General features: G+C 61.4%; 17 protein-coding genes. 6 read left to right on the top strand and 11 right to left on the bottom strand.

Going from position 1 to position 15,888, the window contains the following annotated elements; genetic code table 11:
• Nucleotides 1-8: 8 nt before the first annotated feature.
• On the top strand, nucleotides 9-983 hold the full coding sequence (locus tag IWW33_RS05735) for an OmpA family protein (RefSeq protein ID WP_046787759.1): 975 nt from the start codon (nucleotides 9-11) through the stop codon (nucleotides 981-983).
• Between the two features lie 127 nt (nucleotides 984-1,110).
• Nucleotides 1,111-2,328, top strand: coding sequence for an argininosuccinate synthase (locus tag IWW33_RS05730; protein ID WP_046787758.1), 1,218 nt, complete (start codon nucleotides 1,111-1,113; stop codon nucleotides 2,326-2,328).
• 295 nt (nucleotides 2,329-2,623) lie between these two features.
• On the opposite strand, the gene IWW33_RS05725 is transcribed toward IWW33_RS05730, so the two are convergent.
• Entirely contained in the window at nucleotides 2,624-3,082 is a 459-nt protein-coding gene (locus IWW33_RS05725; protein ID WP_196914254.1) for a hypothetical protein, read from the bottom strand.
• Between the two features lie 362 nt (nucleotides 3,083-3,444).
• Between IWW33_RS05725 and IWW33_RS05720 the strand changes: the two genes are divergently transcribed.
• Entirely contained in the window at nucleotides 3,445-4,071 is a 627-nt protein-coding gene (locus IWW33_RS05720) for a response regulator transcription factor (protein ID WP_046787756.1), read from the top strand.
• Between the two features lie 45 nt (nucleotides 4,072-4,116).
• On the opposite strand, the gene IWW33_RS05715 is transcribed toward IWW33_RS05720, so the two are convergent.
• The 7 genes from IWW33_RS05715 to metG all read right to left on the bottom strand — a co-directional run bounded on the left by IWW33_RS05715 (nucleotide 4,117) and on the right by metG (nucleotide 9,823).
• Nucleotides 4,117-4,293, bottom strand: a complete 177-nt coding sequence (locus IWW33_RS05715; RefSeq protein WP_046787755.1) for a hypothetical protein — start codon at nucleotides 4,291-4,293, stop codon at nucleotides 4,117-4,119.
• A gap of 104 nt (nucleotides 4,294-4,397) precedes the next feature.
• Nucleotides 4,398-5,036: an endonuclease III gene (nth, locus tag IWW33_RS05710; RefSeq protein ID WP_046787754.1), complete on the bottom strand. Its 639-nt coding sequence runs from the start codon at nucleotides 5,034-5,036 to the stop codon at nucleotides 4,398-4,400.
• A 4-nt stretch (nucleotides 5,037-5,040) separates the two neighbouring features.
• A complete protein-coding gene (locus tag IWW33_RS05705) occupies nucleotides 5,041-5,565 on the bottom strand; it encodes an Rnf-Nqr domain containing protein (RefSeq protein ID WP_046787753.1) in 525 nt (174 codons plus the stop codon).
• Entirely contained in the window at nucleotides 5,558-6,160 is a 603-nt protein-coding gene (locus IWW33_RS05700) for an RnfABCDGE type electron transport complex subunit G (protein ID WP_046787752.1), read from the bottom strand. The genes IWW33_RS05705 and IWW33_RS05700 overlap by 8 nt, the downstream gene beginning before the upstream one ends.
• Nucleotides 6,157-7,128, bottom strand: a complete 972-nt coding sequence (locus tag IWW33_RS05695) for an RnfABCDGE type electron transport complex subunit D (protein WP_115273720.1) — start codon at nucleotides 7,126-7,128, stop codon at nucleotides 6,157-6,159. The genes IWW33_RS05700 and IWW33_RS05695 overlap by 4 nt, the downstream gene beginning before the upstream one ends.
• A gap of 8 nt (nucleotides 7,129-7,136) precedes the next feature.
• Nucleotides 7,137-7,685, bottom strand: coding sequence for an Rnf-Nqr domain containing protein (locus IWW33_RS05690; protein WP_174142051.1), 549 nt, complete (start codon nucleotides 7,683-7,685; stop codon nucleotides 7,137-7,139).
• A 92-nt stretch (nucleotides 7,686-7,777) separates the two neighbouring features.
• Nucleotides 7,778-9,823, bottom strand: a complete 2,046-nt coding sequence (metG, locus tag IWW33_RS05685; protein WP_174142050.1) for a methionine--tRNA ligase — start codon at nucleotides 9,821-9,823, stop codon at nucleotides 7,778-7,780.
• A gap of 156 nt (nucleotides 9,824-9,979) precedes the next feature.
• On the opposite strand from metG, the gene apbC reads away from it, so the two are divergent.
• Complete coding sequence (gene apbC / locus IWW33_RS05680) at nucleotides 9,980-11,074, top strand: iron-sulfur cluster carrier protein ApbC (RefSeq protein ID WP_115273723.1); 1,095 nt, start codon at nucleotides 9,980-9,982, stop codon at nucleotides 11,072-11,074.
• Nucleotides 11,075-11,274: 200 nt separating this feature from the next.
• Here apbC and IWW33_RS05675 read toward each other — a convergent pair whose 3' ends face one another.
• The gene (locus IWW33_RS05675) at nucleotides 11,275-11,484 is read right to left on the bottom strand and encodes a cold-shock protein (RefSeq protein WP_012273869.1); all 210 of its coding nucleotides are present in this window, start codon (nucleotides 11,482-11,484) and stop codon (nucleotides 11,275-11,277) included.
• 330 nt (nucleotides 11,485-11,814) lie between these two features.
• Here IWW33_RS05675 and dcd point away from each other — a divergent pair, with 330 nt between their 5' ends.
• Both dcd and IWW33_RS05665 read left to right on the top strand, forming a co-directional pair.
• Nucleotides 11,815-12,381, top strand: coding sequence for a dCTP deaminase (gene dcd / locus IWW33_RS05670; protein ID WP_012313046.1), 567 nt, complete (start codon nucleotides 11,815-11,817; stop codon nucleotides 12,379-12,381).
• Nucleotides 12,382-12,479: 98 nt separating this feature from the next.
• Nucleotides 12,480-12,707 carry a hypothetical protein gene (locus IWW33_RS05665; protein ID WP_046787747.1) on the top strand — a complete coding sequence of 76 codons (228 nt, stop codon included), beginning with the start codon at nucleotides 12,480-12,482 and terminating at the stop codon, nucleotides 12,705-12,707.
• A 13-nt stretch (nucleotides 12,708-12,720) separates the two neighbouring features.
• Here the strand turns inward: IWW33_RS05665 and pdeM are convergent, their stop codons facing one another.
• Nucleotides 12,721-13,380, bottom strand: coding sequence for a ligase-associated DNA damage response endonuclease PdeM (gene pdeM / locus IWW33_RS05660; RefSeq protein WP_115273724.1), 660 nt, complete (start codon nucleotides 13,378-13,380; stop codon nucleotides 12,721-12,723).
• Nucleotides 13,377-15,830 carry a ligase-associated DNA damage response DEXH box helicase gene (locus tag IWW33_RS05655; RefSeq protein WP_174142049.1) on the bottom strand — a complete coding sequence of 818 codons (2,454 nt, stop codon included), beginning with the start codon at nucleotides 15,828-15,830 and terminating at the stop codon, nucleotides 13,377-13,379. The genes pdeM and IWW33_RS05655 overlap by 4 nt, the downstream gene beginning before the upstream one ends.
• Between the last annotated feature and the right edge of the window lie 58 nt (nucleotides 15,831-15,888).

Raw genomic sequence — 15,888 nt, 5'->3', positions numbered from 1 at the left:
AGCCTCCCGTGCGCCAGCGTTACCTAGCCCTGTTGACCCTGTTCGCCAGCCTGCCGGCCGGTGCATTGACCTTCCAGACCCGCATGGAAAACATCGCCTGGAAAGTCGAGGGTGATCAGTTCGAATGCCGCCTGATTCAGCCGATCGATGGTTTCGGCAGTGGTGAGTTCGTGCGCCGGGCGGGGGAGCAGCCAGTGTTCCAGCTGCGTTCTGGCAGTAATGTGCTGGGGGCCGGTTCCGCTACGCTGCTGGCGGCTGCGGCCCCTTGGCAGCCGGGCCGTGGCGATATCAACCTGGGGGCGGTGCGGCTGGCGCGCACTGGGGTGCTGTTCAGTTCATCCCAAGGCCAGGCCAGCCGCTTGATCAATGGCCTGCTCGATGGCCGCAGTACGGTGGTGCGAAGCTATACCGGGGAGGCGGGGCGGCCGATCGAAGTGCGTGTGCTGCCGGTGAGCTTTGCCAAGGCGTGGAGTGATTATCAGGCGTGTGCCGGCAAGATGTTGGCGATGAACTATGACCAGGTGCGCCAGACGCAGGTGGGGTTCCCTGGAGGGGGCATCGACCTGGATGCCGCGGCGCGGGCGCGACTGGATGTGGTCCTGGATTACTTGAAGGCCGATCCGACGGTCAACCATATCGAGCTCAATGGCCACTCCGACAACAGCGGCAATCGCTTGACCAACCGTGATACCTCACGGCGCCGTGCGTTGGCGGTTGCTGATTACTTCAAGGCCCATGGGGTACCGGAGGAGCAGATTACCGTGCGCTTCCATGGCGAACGTTATCCGTTGGTTAAGAACAACAGCGCCGCAAACCGCGCACGCAACCGGCGCGTCAATATCGAACTGGATCGTGTCACGCCGGTCGAGAAACCTGCGGCCCAACCTGTCCAGCATCCGGCCCCAGCGACGGCCCCCGCTACGGCGCCTGCGCCAGGCCCCGCCAGCGCTGCTCCTGTGCCGCCTGCTGCGAAACCTTCCTGACGCTGCAGGGCGTCGCCCCTTTGACAGTTCCTGTCGCTTTGTCGTCAGAAGCTGTCGCCCCACTGTAAATTTATCCGCAACGCCGGTAGAATCGACCCCTTTCCGTACAACCCCGTGGAGTGATGGCATGGCGGACGTAAAAAAGGTCGTACTGGCGTATTCCGGCGGCCTTGATACTTCGGTGATTCTCAAGTGGCTGCAGGATACCTACGACTGCGAAGTGGTGACGTTCACCGCTGACCTGGGTCAGGGCGAAGAAGTCGAGCCGGCTCGCGCCAAAGCCCAGGCAATGGGCGTCAAAGAGATCTATATCGACGACCTGCGCGAAGAGTTCGTGCGTGACTTCGTCTTCCCCATGTTCCGCGCCAACACCGTCTACGAAGGCGAGTACCTGCTGGGTACTTCCATCGCACGTCCGCTGATCGCCAAGCGCCTGATCGAAATCGCCAACGAAACCGGCGCTGACGCCATTTCCCACGGCGCCACCGGCAAAGGCAACGACCAGGTCCGTTTCGAGCTGGGTGCCTATGCACTCAAGCCGGGCGTCAAGGTCATCGCCCCATGGCGCGAGTGGGACCTGCTGTCCCGCGAGAAGCTGATGGACTACGCCGAGAAGCACGGTATCCCGATCGAGCGCCACGGCAAGAAGAAGTCGCCGTACTCGATGGACGCCAACCTGCTGCATATCTCCTACGAAGGCGGTGTTCTGGAAGATACCTGGACCGAGCACGAAGAAGACATGTGGCGCTGGAGCGTCTCGCCGGAGAATGCTCCGGACCAGGCGACCTACCTCGAACTGACCTACCGCAATGGTGACATCGTCGCCATCGATGGCGTCGAGAAGAGCCCGGCCACTGTCCTGGCCGACCTGAACCGCATTGGCGGTGCCAATGGTATCGGCCGTCTGGACATCGTCGAAAACCGTTACGTGGGCATGAAGTCGCGCGGCTGCTACGAGACTCCGGGCGGTACCATCATGCTCAAGGCTCACCGTGCAATCGAGTCGATCACTCTCGACCGCGAAGTCGCTCACCTGAAAGACGAGCTGATGCCCAAGTACGCCAGCCTGATCTACACCGGTTACTGGTGGAGCCCGGAGCGTCTGATGCTTCAGCAGATGATCGATGCTTCGCAGGTCAACGTGAACGGTGTTGTGCGCCTGAAGCTGTACAAGGGCAATGTCACCGTGGTCGGCCGCAAGTCCGACGACTCGCTGTTCGATGCCAACATCGCGACTTTCGAAGAAGATGGCGGCGCCTACAACCAGGCCGATGCTGCGGGCTTCATCAAGCTCAATGCACTGCGCATGCGTATCGCTGCCAACAAAGGCCGCGCGTTGCTCTAAGGCTTCAAGCGTATTGCATGAACCCCGGCTTGGGGCTAATGCCAGTCAGTTAGCGTCATTAGGGCTGCTACGCAGCCCATCGCCGGCAAGCCAGCTCCTACAGGTACAGCGCAGACCTCAAGTACTGCGCGGCCCCTGTGGGAGCTGGCTTGCCGGCGATGGGCCGCAAAGCGGCCCCATATGGCTTAACTGACTGGCATTCGGCCCCGGCCGGGGTTTTTGTATGCACTTCCCAATACCCACCTGCCCGACAATCCGTGAAGAAGTTTTCCTCGGCTGCAAGATCGTGTACCGCTCAATTTCTCAGGTGTGTCGCGTTTTCCGGTAACTCACAGACCGACACGCGAAAACACTGCTGCTTGTCCAGATTGCAGTATATCCAGGTGCCCCCTGTAACTTGAGGTTGTGCAAGCGTCCTCAGTACATGTTGCTCGATCATTCTTTGCGCATCAGGGCCCGAGAGCATGACCGTTACAGGTTCTGCTTCGAAAGTTGTCGGTTGCGGCGTACTGGTTGCACCGTCAACGGAAGTACTTTCGGGCTTGTAAAGTGATTTGTAATTGAAGTTGAGTGTCAGGAAAAATAGCCCCGTCAGAAAAAATGGAAAGCCCACTAAAAACCAGGTATAGAGACTCTGACTTTTTTCGCTGAGAAACTGAAGTGTTGCCAGTGCAGAGGCCTCGATGATGCCTGCAAAGATGGCGATGATCGTCATTGGGGCGGTGGGTTGGGCGGTGGGTTGGTTTGCAGCCATGATGTTGGCCTCCTGCGTTTTTGCAATCAATACCCTACCGAGCCGCTCAACCAAATTATGCACCGTTTCCGGGGGGGGAAATTGATCCCGGCATTTCGGAATGTCTGAAACAGGTTTTTATTTTGATGTTGGATTGATTGTTGAATTATGCAGGTTTTCATCTCTGTTTCGAGGAAGAATGCGCTTCTGCGGCTAAACAGGTATTCCTATTGGATGATTAGTTGTGCTTTGTAGGAAAATTCCTAAACCGACGTAAGGTTCATCTATTCATGTGTTTGCGCGGAGAATTGGCGCGCCATAATGCGTGCTGCTCGGTTATGGTGGCGCGTCGTCAAAGCAAATAATGAATGAATGGATATCGCATGAATAAAGTCCTTATCGTGGATGATCATCCTGTCATACGCTTGGCAGTGCGCATGCTGATGGAGCGGCATGGATACGATGTGGTCGCGGAAACCGACAACGGCGTGGCAGCTTTGCAGCTAACCAGGAAGCACCTGCCCGATATCGTGGTGCTGGATATCGGCATTCCCAAGCTCGACGGGTTGGAGGTCATTGCCCGCATGGCCTCGGCAAGCCCGGGCAGCCGGGTGCTGGTGCTTACCTCGCAGGCGCCCGGGCATTTCTCGATGCGTTGCATGCAGGCGGGGGCTTCAGGGTATGTGTGCAAGCAACAGGAGCTCACCGAACTGCTCAGTGCGATCAAGGCCGTGCTGTCTGGTTACAGCTATTTTCCCAACCAGGCATTGCACAAGTCGCGCGGCCGGGTTGGGGGAGCCAGCGAGACGGAGATGGTCGATCGCCTGTCGGCACGGGAAATGATGGTGCTTCAGCAACTTGCCCGGGGCAGGTCCAACAAGGAGATAGCCGACAGCATGTTCCTCAGCAACAAGACGGTCAGTACCTACAAGACCCGTTTGCTGCTCAAGCTCAATGCTCACTCGCTGGTGGACTTGATCGAATTGGCCCGGCGCCATGGCCTGACGTGACCCTGAATACAGATAGCCTCCTTGAGGGAGGCTTTCTCGGTGTCGTTACAGGTCGTAGTCGAAATCGGCGAGTTGCCGTTGCAGGCGCCGCTCTTCGAGGAGGTTGTCAATGGTGCGACGCTTGCTCAGGTTGGTCTTTGCGGTTTCAACCAGAGGTTCGGCGTCGTCTTCAGCTGTGACAAAGTCTTCTTCGATCGACAGTTCGTCTTTATCGGTACTCATGAGTCGCTCCAAGCCAAGGGGCCATTGGCCGTCCTTATAGCGAGAAAGCGAAGTTTGGTAAAAAAGATTTTTTCAATCGGGACGTGCATGAAGTCGCTATCGAATCAATCGTCCGACGTCTTCTGCTTGAACTCGCACAGGTCTTCGATCCGGCAACTGCCGCAACGTGGCTTGCGTGCCTGGCACACGTAACGCCCGTGCAGGATGAGCCAGTGATGGGCATCGAGCAGATAATCCTTGGGTACGAACTTGAGCAGTTTTTTCTCGACTTCCAGCACGGTCTTGCCCGGCGCGATACCGGTGCGATTGCTGACCCTGAAAATATGCGTGTCGACCGCCATGGTGGGCTGGCGGAAGGCTGTATTGAGTACCACGTTGGCGGTCTTGCGGCCAACACCGGGCAGCGCCTCTAGCGCTTCACGGCTTTGCGGAACTTCGCCTCCATGCCGTTCGATCAGCAAGCGGCAGGCTTCGATCACATTCCTGGCCTTGCTGTTATACAGCCCAATGGTCTTGATGTACTCGCTCAGGCCTTCGACCCCCAGTGCGTAGATGGCGTGGGGGGTGTTGGCGACCGGGAACAGGCGGGCAGTGGCCTTGTTGACGCCGACGTCGGTGGACTGTGCAGACAGTGTCACGGCCACGAGTAGTTCGAAAGGGGTGGTGTAAGCCAGCTCTGTCTTGGGGTCGGGATTGTCTTCGTGCAGCCTGCGAAAGATCTCCAGGCGTTTTGCGGCATTCATGGGGTCAACGCTTTCCTTGACGACGTGAGAGGGCGGGGCCCGGGCGTAGACGATTGTACAAGGCCAGCAGCATGCCGAGCAGTATCAGTGCGCCGGGAGCAAGACTGGCCAAGGGTATGCCCAGCCCCTCGGTCAGCCACTGACGGATAACGCCAAGCGACAGGCAGAGGCCCATCAGGCCGGTCATCTGCAGGCAAAGTTGACGCCAGCGGTCCTTGTCTACCAACAGGTGGTCCGTAACCAGGCACTGCAGGCAGATCAGCGCCGGGAAGTAACCCAGCGCCAGGGCAAGCGGCAACGCCCAGGCGCGCAATGCCATCTGCAGGCAACTGACAAGGGCCGCTAGCAGTAGCAGGCTTGCCAGCGTGTACAGCGCACCGCCAAGCCTTGAGCGCACAAGAGTCAGCAGGGCCTGGTGAAGCACCGTCAGCACCAGCATGCTGGTGCCGATGACGGCGGCTTGAGTGAGCGTGCGTGTGGCGCCGAGTACAGGCGCAAGGCCTGCCACCAAAAGCCAGAACCTAGTCATGGGCGAGCGTCCCGAGCAGAAGTGCACGATGCTGGTCGAAGTAGCGCAGGGCATCCTGCTGTGCCTCGATCACCGCACGCGAAGTGACCGTCGCGCCGGCCAGCTGGTCGAAATCACCTTGGTCGCGCTTGAGTGCCCAGCGATCCTCCAGGCGACGGTCGGCAAATTGCGCGAGCCAGTTCACTTGCGGGTCGCTGATGCGTCCTCCGAGCCCCGGGCTTTCCTGATGGTCGATCACTTGTGTGCCGATCAGTCGACCTTGCACGTTTATGGCAATGGTCAAACGGATTGGTGCGGCGTAACCCTGTACCTGGCTAACCAGGACGACGGCTACGGGGGTCGTGCCGCGGTCAGCACGGTAGGCGGCCATTATGCGGCTATGCGGCGGTTGTTCTGCAGGGAGTGGCACCGGGGTGCTCAGTGGCTGATTGTCATAGCTGTGGGGGGGCAGCACCGAGAGAAACCGGCGTGCGTAAAACTGTTGCTCGGCCTCGGCGATGGGGGCGCGGGTCCAGCGCTGCCAGGCCAACGTGCTCGCCAGTGCCAGGCTGCCCACTGCCAGCAGTATCAATGCGCTGCGCACGTGGCGCCTCATGGCCTCACCTGCCGGTACCGCAAGGCAAGGCGGTCCAGCGAGGGTACCGCAAGGTTCATCAGCAGGATGGCGAAAGCGGTACCATCGGGGTAACTGCCCCACGTCCTGATCAGGTAGATCAAAGCCCCTGCGCTCAGCCCGAACAGCAGCCTGGCAACGTCGGTCTTGGGGCCGGAAACAGGTTCCGTGGCAATGAAAAACGCTGCCAGCATGGTCGAGCCGCTGAGCAGGTGTAGCAGTGGTGAGCCGTTGGAGTCCGAGCCGGAGCCATTCCAGGCCAGCAGGCTGAACAGAAACAATCCTGCCAGCAAACCTGCAGGCGCATGCCAACTGAACACCTTGCGCTGCAACAGAAAAAGCCCACCCGACAGGAACGCCAGATTGACCCATTCGATGCCATGGCCGCCAACGTTGCCGAAGCCTGGGTGGCTGGCGAACAGCTCATCGATGGTCAGGCTACGGTTGTGCCTGAGGCCGTCGAGTGCGGTGGGCCCAGCCCACGCATCGATCTGCTCGCCATGGGCAAAGACCAACTGCAGACTATCGCTCAAGCCTGGCGCTTGTGCCGGCCAGTGGTTCATCTGCAATGGGAAGCTCAGCAGCACGAAGGCGTACCCAACCATCGCCGGGTTGAACACGTTACGGCCGGCCCCGCCGAAAGCTTGCTTGCCCAGGCCTATGGCAACCCCCGCTGCAATCACCGGCAACCACCACGGCGCCCCGGTGGGCAGGGCGAGGGCCAGGAGCACTGCAGTGACCAAGGCGCTACCATCGCTCAGTGCCGATGTGACCGGTTGGTTACGCAACGCCAGCGCTGCCGCCTCGCAGCAAACAGCGGTGATCGCGCACAGCCCCAGGCTCCAGAGCAGGCCCCACCCCAGTAGCCAGAACGAAGCCAGCAGGCCAGGCAGGCAGGCCAACAAGACCAGGCCCATGGCTTTGCGCAGGCGTGGGTCAGGTGGTGCCATGGTCGGGCTCATTGCGTGAATATGCCGTTGAGGCCAGAGAACGCCATACCCATCACACTGGCGCCAAGCAGGGCGATGGGTAGGCCGCGCAGTGCGCCTGGCACCTGTGCGTGTTCGCAGCGCTGACGGAGGTCGTCGAACAACGCCAGCGCCAGCCAGAAGCCAAGCCCCGCCAGAACCCCCCAGCTCAGCGTGGCCAGCCATTCGCCCTGTTCACCTATTGCCTGAAGTGTCATGCCCAGTGCCATGACATTCCCCAGTATCGGCCACATGAGGCTCTGCGTGGGCCACTGCGGGCGCAGCCTGGCAAGCGTCTGGGGGATGCCCCACGCGAGTAGCGCCTGCCAGGGCAGCAGCAGGAACATACGCAGCTCCTGCAGTTGCCAAGGCGCCACGATCCAGTGTTCAAGCAGTTGGCCGCCGGTGACTGCCAACATTATCGACAACGCGCAGGCCAGGCCGCACACATGTACGCGCAGCCGGGAGGCAGGCTGTCGGTGCAAAAGCAGGTGGCTGACCAGTGCGGCGCTGATCAGAATCAGGACATAGTCGTTCATGCAAATGACGATAGCCGTGAATCGCCTGCGCTGTCCGGCAATGCGCAAGGAGGATGAAAAAGCCCCGGCGGTGAGGCCGGGGCTGAGGGGGGTTACTTGATACGCTGGCCTGGCTTTGCGCCACTGTCAGGGCTGAGCAGGTAGATTTCATCACCGCCAGGGCCTGCTGCCATGACCATGCCTTCGGAGACGCCAAAGCGCATTTTCCGTGGCTTGAGGTTGGCAACCATCATGGTCAGGCGGCCTTCGAGCCTGGATGGATCAGGGTAGGCCGACTTGATACCCGAGAACACATTGCGGCGTTCGTCACCGATGTCCAGGGTCAGTTGCAGCAGCTTGTCGGCACCCGGCACCGCTTCGGCCTTGACGATCAGCGCCACGCGCAGGTCGACGGCAGCGAAGGTGTCGAATTCGATCTCTGCCGACAGCGGGTCCTTGGCCAGTTCGCCATTGCCGGCCGGTGCCTGCGCCTGGCCTTCGGCTGCCAGCAGGTCTTCCTTGCTGGCGGCAATCATGGCTTCGACCTTGGCAGGTTCTATGCGGCTCATCAGGGGCTTGAACGGGTTGAGCTTGTGGCTTTCCAGGCGCGACAGGTGGTCGCTCCAGGCCAGTGGCGCGACATTCAGGAATGCCTCGGCGTCGGCAGCCAGCACCGGTAGTACCGGCTTGAGGAAGATCACCAGTTGGCGGAACAGGTTGATGCCCTGGGCACAGATCGCCTGCACTTCGTCCTGCTTGCCTTCCTGCTTGGCCAGCGACCAGGGGGCTTTGTCGGCGATCCAGGCATTGGCACGGTCAGCCAGGGCCATGATCTCGCGCATGGCGCGGCCAAAGTCGCGGGCCTCGTAGGCTTCGGCGATGCCCGGGGCAGCAGCCAGGAATGCCTCGGTCAGCTCCGGGGCTGCGTCGCCGGCAACCATCACGCCGTCATTGCCTTTGTGGATGAAGCCTGCGCAGCGGCTGGCGATGTTGACCACTTTGCCGACCAGGTCTGAGTTGACCTTTTGCACGAAGTCCTCAAGGTTCAGGTCGAGGTCATCGACGCCGCGCCCCAGCTTGGCTGCGTAGTAGTAACGCAGGTATTCGGGCTGCAGGTGATCCAGGTAGGTGCGGGCCTTGATGAAGGTGCCGCGCGATTTCGACATCTTCGCGCCGTTGACGGTCAGGTAGCCGTGCACGTTGACCGCTGTCGGCTTGCGCAGGCCCGCGCCTTCGAGCATGGCTGGCCAGAACAGGGCATGGAAGTTGACGATGTCCTTGCCGATGAAATGGTACAGCTCGGCCTTGGAGTCTTTGTTCCAGAACGCATCGAAGTCCAACTCTGGGCGGCGCGCGCACAGGTTCTTGAAGCTGGCCATGTAGCCGATCGGCGCATCCAGCCAGACGTAGAAGTACTTGCCAGGCTCGCCCGGGATCTCGAAACCGAAGTACGGCGCATCACGCGAGATGTCCCACTCTTGCAGCCCGGAGTCCAGCCATTCGGCGAGCTTGTTGGCCACCGCATCCTGCAAGGTGCCGCTGCGGGTCCACTGCTGCAGCATGGCCTGGAAGTCCGGCAGCTTGAAGAAGAAATGCTGCGAGTCGCGCAGCACCGGGGTGGCACCGGAGATGGCCGACTTGGGGTTTTTCAGTTCGGTCGGCGCGTAGGTGGCGCCGCATTTTTCACAGTTGTCGCCGTACTGGTCGTCAGCCGCACACTTTGGGCAGGTGCCCTTGATGAAACGGTCGGCCAGGAACATGCCCTTTTCAGGGTCGAAGTACTGGGTGACCGAACGGGTGGCAATGTGACCGGCGTCGCGCAGGCGCGAGTAGATCAGGCTGGACAGCTCGCGGTTTTCTTCACTGTGGGTGGAGTGGAAGTTGTCGAAATCCACCAGGAAGTCGGCAAAATCGCTGCTGTGCTCGGCCTGTACATTGGCAATCAGTTGCTCCGGCGTGATGCCTTCCTTTTCGGCGCGCAGCATGATGGCCGAACCGTGGGCGTCATCGGCGCAGACGTAGATGCACTGGTTGCCGCGCATCTTCTGAAAGCGAACCCACATATCCGTCTGGATGTACTCGAGCATATGGCCAAGGTGGATGGACCCATTGGCATAGGGCAGGGCGCTGGTGACGAGAATCTGACGTGGCTCGGACATGGTGGCTCGGCTACTTATCTGGCTCGGGGTAAATTGAAGGTGATCGGCCACTATAAAGGGCTGGCGAATATATTTCACCCCATGGACGCAACGGCTGACGATTGACGGGTTAGGATAGGCGCCTGTTCGATCAATCGTATGCCAATGGGAGCCTCCATGAGTGCCGTCACCCGTGCCGCCGTCGAAGGCGTGCTTCGTCAGTACACCGACCCTTATCTGAACCAGGACCCGGTCAGCGCCGGCTGTGTGCGTGCCATCGACATCCAGGGCGGGCAGGTCGCTGTGCAGCTGCAACTGGGGTATGCCGCCGGCTTGTTCAAAAATGGCTGGGCGCAGGTGCTGCAGACCGCAATCGAGAACCTAGACGGTGTCAGCTCGGCCCAGGTAACGATCGACTGCGTGGTCGCCGCGCACAAGGCGCAGGCCCAGGTGCCGGCCATGGCCAACGTCAAGAACGTCATTGCCGTGGCTTCGGGCAAAGGGGGCGTCGGCAAATCGACCACAGCCGCCAACCTGGCGCTGGCCCTGGCTCGCGAAGGTGCGAGGGTAGGCATTCTCGATGCGGATATCTATGGCCCCAGCCAAGGGGTGATGTTCGGCATCGCCGAAGGTACCCGCCCGCAGATCCGCGAGCAGAAATGGTTTGTACCGATCAAGGCGCACGGCGTGGAGGTCATGTCGATGGCGTTCCTCACCGATGACAACACGCCGATGGTCTGGCGTGGCCCGATGGTTTCCGGCGCGTTGCTGCAGCTGGTGACCCAGACAGCCTGGGATGGCCTCGATTACCTGGTGATCGACATGCCCCCGGGAACCGGTGATATCCAGCTGACCCTGGCGCAGAAGGTGCCGGTGGCAGGTTCAGTGATCGTCACCACGCCGCAGGACCTGGCGCTGCTGGATGCCAAGAAAGGTGTGGAGATGTTCCGCAAGGTCAACATCCCGGTGCTTGGCGTGGTGGAGAACATGGCGGTGCACATCTGCTCGAACTGCGGCCATGCCGAACACTTGTTCGGTGAAGGTGGCGGCGAGAAGCTGGCCGCGCAGTATGGTGTCGAGCTATTGGCTTCGCTGCCCTTGTCGATGCTGATCCGTGAGCAGGCTGACAGCGGCAAGCCGACGGCGATTGCCGAGCCGGAAAGCCAGATCGCCATGGTCTACCAGGAGCTCGCCCGTCAGGTGGGTGCGCGGATCGTGCTGCAGGAAGCGGCAGCACCGGCGATGCCGAGCATTACCATCAGCGAGGATTGAATAAGCGGGGGAGCCTGCGCAGCCTGCATGTTGGCGATGATGCAGCTCCACGGGCGACATGGCCCGCCGCATGAAATGCCGGGGCCGCTTTGCGGCCCTTTACGACCGGTCCGGCGCCCCGGCAAGGCAGCCCTTGCAAACGGCCATAAAAAAACCCGCCAGAAGGCGGGTTTTTTTGAAAGCGAGGAAGCTAAATCGACTTAGGCGATTTGAACTTCTTCAGCCTGCATGCCTTTCTGGCCGCGGGTAGCGACGAAAGTAACAGCCTGGCCTTCTTTCAGGGTTTTGAAGCCGTCAGCTTGGATGGCTTTGAAGTGTACGAACAGATCGTCACCCGACTGAGGGGTGATGAAGCCGTAGCCTTTCTCGTCGTTGAACCACTTAACAGTACCGTTTTGACGGTTGGACATTTTTCTGTCTCCTTGGACAAAGTTGATAACGGTCAGGAAAAACCCTGCCCGGGACTGAGCGCAAAGAGAGCAGAAAATTCAGCGTTGGGCCGATCAGGATCGTGCATCAAACTAGAGATTCTCGGTGTCACGTGCAGCACAGTGGTGTCACCTTAACCCACTTTCCGCAACCTGCCAATCACCAAGATGGCCTTTGATGAAATTCAGATCGGCGGCGGGCGCCAAGCCCCATCTGACGCGGGATGTGGTATGGAACTTTAACCTGAGCGCCGGGACCGGTAATATGCGCTTCTCGTTTTTTCACCTCGCAACTCTCAGGACACCCCCGCCATGAGCATCAAATCGGACAAGTGGATTCGCCGCATGGCGCAGGAACACGGCATGATCGAACCGTTCGTCGAGCGCCAGGTGCGCGGCGAGCACGACAGCCGGGTGATCTCGTTCGGCGTCTCCAGCTACGGTTACGACGTGCGTTGCGCCGACGAATTCAAGGTGTTCACCAACATCAATTCGGCCACCGTCGACCCGAAAAACTTTGACGCCGGCAGCTTCGTCGACGTCAAGAGCGATGTCTGCATCATCCCGCCGAACTCCTTTGCCCTGGCCCGCACCGTCGAATACTTCCGCATTCCGCGCAACGTCCTGACCATCTGCCTGGGCAAGAGCACCTATGCCCGTTGCGGCATCATCGTCAACGTCACCCCGCTCGAGCCAGAGTGGGAAGGCCACGTGACGCTGGAGTTCTCCAACACCACCACCTTGCCGGCCAAGATCTACGCCAACGAAGGCGTGGCGCAGATGCTTTTCCTCGAATCCGATGAAGAATGCGAAGTGTCGTACAAAGACCGTGGTGGCAAGTATCAGGGCCAGCGCGGCGTCACCCTGCCACGCACCTGAGCCGACGAGCGCGGGGAATTAGTTTTCGCTCGGGTACTCCAAGCTAATGAACAGTGCCGCCATGCATGATGCGTGGCGGCCCTCGTCAGGAGTTGCCCATGAAACTCGATCCCGTAATCAGTGCGAAGCTGGCTGTGCTGCAGCCCAACCAGATCGGCTTGCTGGCATGGTCCCTGCTGGCCCATCCTGCCCCGATGCATCTGGGCGGCGTACCCGGTCAGCCCGACCCGGATACCCCGCAACCGGCCCAACCTGGCGATACGCCGCCCATGGAGCCGGGTGAGCCAACCCTGCCCGACGAACCTCCACCTGCGCCGGTGGCATGAACGCTCGATGAGATCAGACTTGCAGGGCCCAGACTTGATCTGTGCCCGCAAGGTAGATGCGACTCCCTAGGCCGGGCTCGACAGTCCATCCCCCGGTGAATTCACCGAACGCCGGTAGCAGGCTGACCTGCTGGTCCATCAGGAAGCAGGGCAGCCTGAGCCGCTGACGAGCGCGCCCGCGCAAGACGAATACCGGATGCACATGGCCGCACAGCACCGGGTGATCAGGGTGTGCGACCGGTTCGTGCTGGAGCGCGAACGGTGCCAGCAGCCAAGGGTCTTCCTCCACTTCAATGTCCAGCTGGGCTGGTGGATCGCCGGCATGGCGGTCATGGTTGCCGCGTACCAGCACGATGCGCAAACCGCCGTGCTGTTCTCTCCAGGCCTGTAACTGAGCCATCGTTGCAGGCGCGTGCGCCGTTCGGGCGTGCAGGAAATCGCCAAGAATGATCAATTGTTCGCACTCACAGGCTGCCAGCAGAGCGTCCAGGCGCTTGAGCGTGGTTTGGGTGGTACCGCGCGGCACGGGTTGATGCAGCGCGCGGTAACTGGCGGCTTTGCCGATATGCACGTCAGCGACCAGCAACGCTCGCCGGGCAGGCCAATAGAGCGCGCGGTCCGGCATCAACCACAGTGTTTGCCCGCAATGCTCGATGACCAGGTGCGTACTCATGCCTTCCTGCTCGCTGCTTGTTCAAGGTCCGCGACCATGCGCGCAATGCGATCGGCCAGTTTCTCTGTGGTCAGGGTCTCACGCATGCCTTCGACCAGTAACGTGAAAGCCAGTGGCCCGGGCCGTTGCAATTCACGCACATCCAGGCGCAGCTTGCTCATCCTGGCCAATTGACCTTGCAAGCGTTCGATCTCCAGTTCCTCACGCAGCACCTCATCCCGCGCCTGGCCAAGCAGCAGGTTATCGGCGTCATGCTTGCGAAACACCTCGTAGAACAGCCCGCTGGAAGCCTGGATCTGCCGGGTGCTTTTCTGCGCGCCTGGGTATCCGCCGAACACCAGCCCGGAGATCTGGGCGATTTCGCGAAAACGCCGCAAGGCCATTTCACTGGCGTTCAGGCTAGCCAGTACATCGTCCAGCAAGTGCTCGGTGGACATCGCTGCGGGCAGGTGGCCTGCCCAGTCCACAGGGGCCGGGCTAAGCAGTTCGAAGCCGTAGTCGCTGACGGCAATGGATACCGATAGCGGTTGGTTGCGGCTGACTCGCCAGGCAATCAGGTTGGCCAGACCAAGGTTGGCCATGCGGCCGGCAAACGGGTAGACAAACAGGTGCGAGCCTTGGCGTGTGGCAAGGGTTTCGGCCAGCAGCGTCTGCGTGGTAGGCAAGGCCGACCACTGGCCTTGGAGTGCGAGCAAGGGCCGCACCGTGCGCATTTCTGGATCATCGAAATGGCCGCGGGCTGCGGCGTCGAGTTTCTCCACCAGGGCATCGGCCAGTTCGCTGGACAGCGGCATGCGCCCGCCATTCCAGCGGGCTACGGCGGCTTTACGGGCGGTGCTGCGGCGTACATAAGCGGTCATGTTCTCCACCCTCACAAGCTCGAGTATCCGCCCGGCGAACACCAGGGTATCGCCTGGACGCAGGCGGGCGATGAAGGCTTCCTCGACACTGCCCAGATGCTTTCCGCCGCCGCCTTTGCTCCAATACTTGAGCTGCAGGCTGGCGTCGCTGACGATGGTGCCGATGCCCATGCGGTGGCGCCGCGCCAGGCGCTCGCTGACGACCCGCCATACGCCATCGCTGTGGGCCTCGACGCGCTGGTAATCGGGGTAGGCACTGAGCGAGCTGCCGCCGTGGCAGACGAAGTCCAGTGCCCACTGCCACTGGCTGTCGCGCAGATCGCAAAAAGCCCAGGTGCTACGTACCTCGGCGAGTAGCTCAGCGGGGCGAAAGCCGCAGCCCAACGCCATGCTGACCAGGTGCTGAACCAGTACATCCATGCACAGGCGCGGGGAGCGACGGGCCTCGATATGGCCCGCCGCAAGTGCACTGCGAGCGGCTGCGGCCTCGACCAGCTCCAGGCTGTGAGTCGGCACCAGGGTGACCCGCGACTGGCGCCCCGGGGCGTGCCCGGAGCGCCCGGCCCGTTGCATCAGGCGGGCGACGCCTTTGGCCGAGCCAATTTGCAACACCCGTTCCACGGGCAGAAAGTCCACACCCAGGTCCAGGCTGGAGGTACAGATCACTGCCTTGAGCGTGCCCTGCTTGAGGCTCAGTTCCACCCAGTCGCGGGTAGCGCGGGCCAGCGAGGCGTGGTGCAGGGCAATTTGCCCGGCCCAGTCGGGACGGGCGTCAAGCAGGGCCTGGTACCACAGTTCGGCTTGGGCACGGGTGTTGGTGAAAACCAGGCTGCTGGCGCTGCTGTCGAGCTCCCGGGCAACCTGAGCGAGCATCTTCAGGCCCATGTGCCCGGCCCAGGGAAAGCGTTCGATGGCCTCGGGCAGGAGTGTGTCGACGACCAGGCGCTTGTCCTGGCGGCCCTTTATCAGCTGGCCACCCTTTGGCACCAGTACCTCGAGCGCATGCGGCAGGTTGCCCAGGGTGGCAGACAGCCCCCAGGTCACCAGTTGCGGATGCCAGCGACGCAAGCGTGCCAGGGCCAATTGCAGCTGTACGCCGCGTTTGTTCCCGAGCAGTTCGTGCCATTCATCCACCACCACCATGCGCAGGCTGGCGAAATCATCGCAGGCATTCGCACGCGTCAATAGCAGGGTCAGGCTCTCGGGTGTGGTGATCAATGTACTCGGCAGGCGTCGGGCCTGGCGGGCGCGCTCGGCGCTGCCAGTGTCGCCGCTGCGCACGCCGACACTCCAGTTCAGGCCAAGGTCGTCCAGCGGCGCTTGCAATGCGCGTGCGGTATCGGCCGCCAGCGCGCGCATCGGGGTAATCCACACGACCTGCAATGGCGCCGGCTGACGCCCTGCGCGCGGCTTGGCGAAGGTGCGCAGTGCCGCCAGCCAGAGGGCGTAGGTCTTGCCGGCGCCGGTACTGGCATGCAGCAGCCCCGACTCGCCACGGCCGACTGCGGCCCAGGCTTGGCGCTGGAAGGCGAAGGGCTTCCAGCCGCGCATGCGAAACCAGGCATTGGCAATGTCGGGAGGGCTTGGCATGGGGCCGTCGGGTCCTTCGAAGGTTGTGCTTCTACTGACCACCGGCCCGGCGGTTTGG

Origin of the sequence: Pseudomonas sp. M2 (genome assembly GCF_015751845.1) — a bacterium.
Taxonomy (GTDB): domain Bacteria; phylum Pseudomonadota; class Gammaproteobacteria; order Pseudomonadales; family Pseudomonadaceae; genus Aquipseudomonas; species Aquipseudomonas putida_E.
The sequence above is the reverse complement of the archived record's forward strand: the minus strand, read 5'-3'. Positions and strand labels throughout refer to the sequence as shown.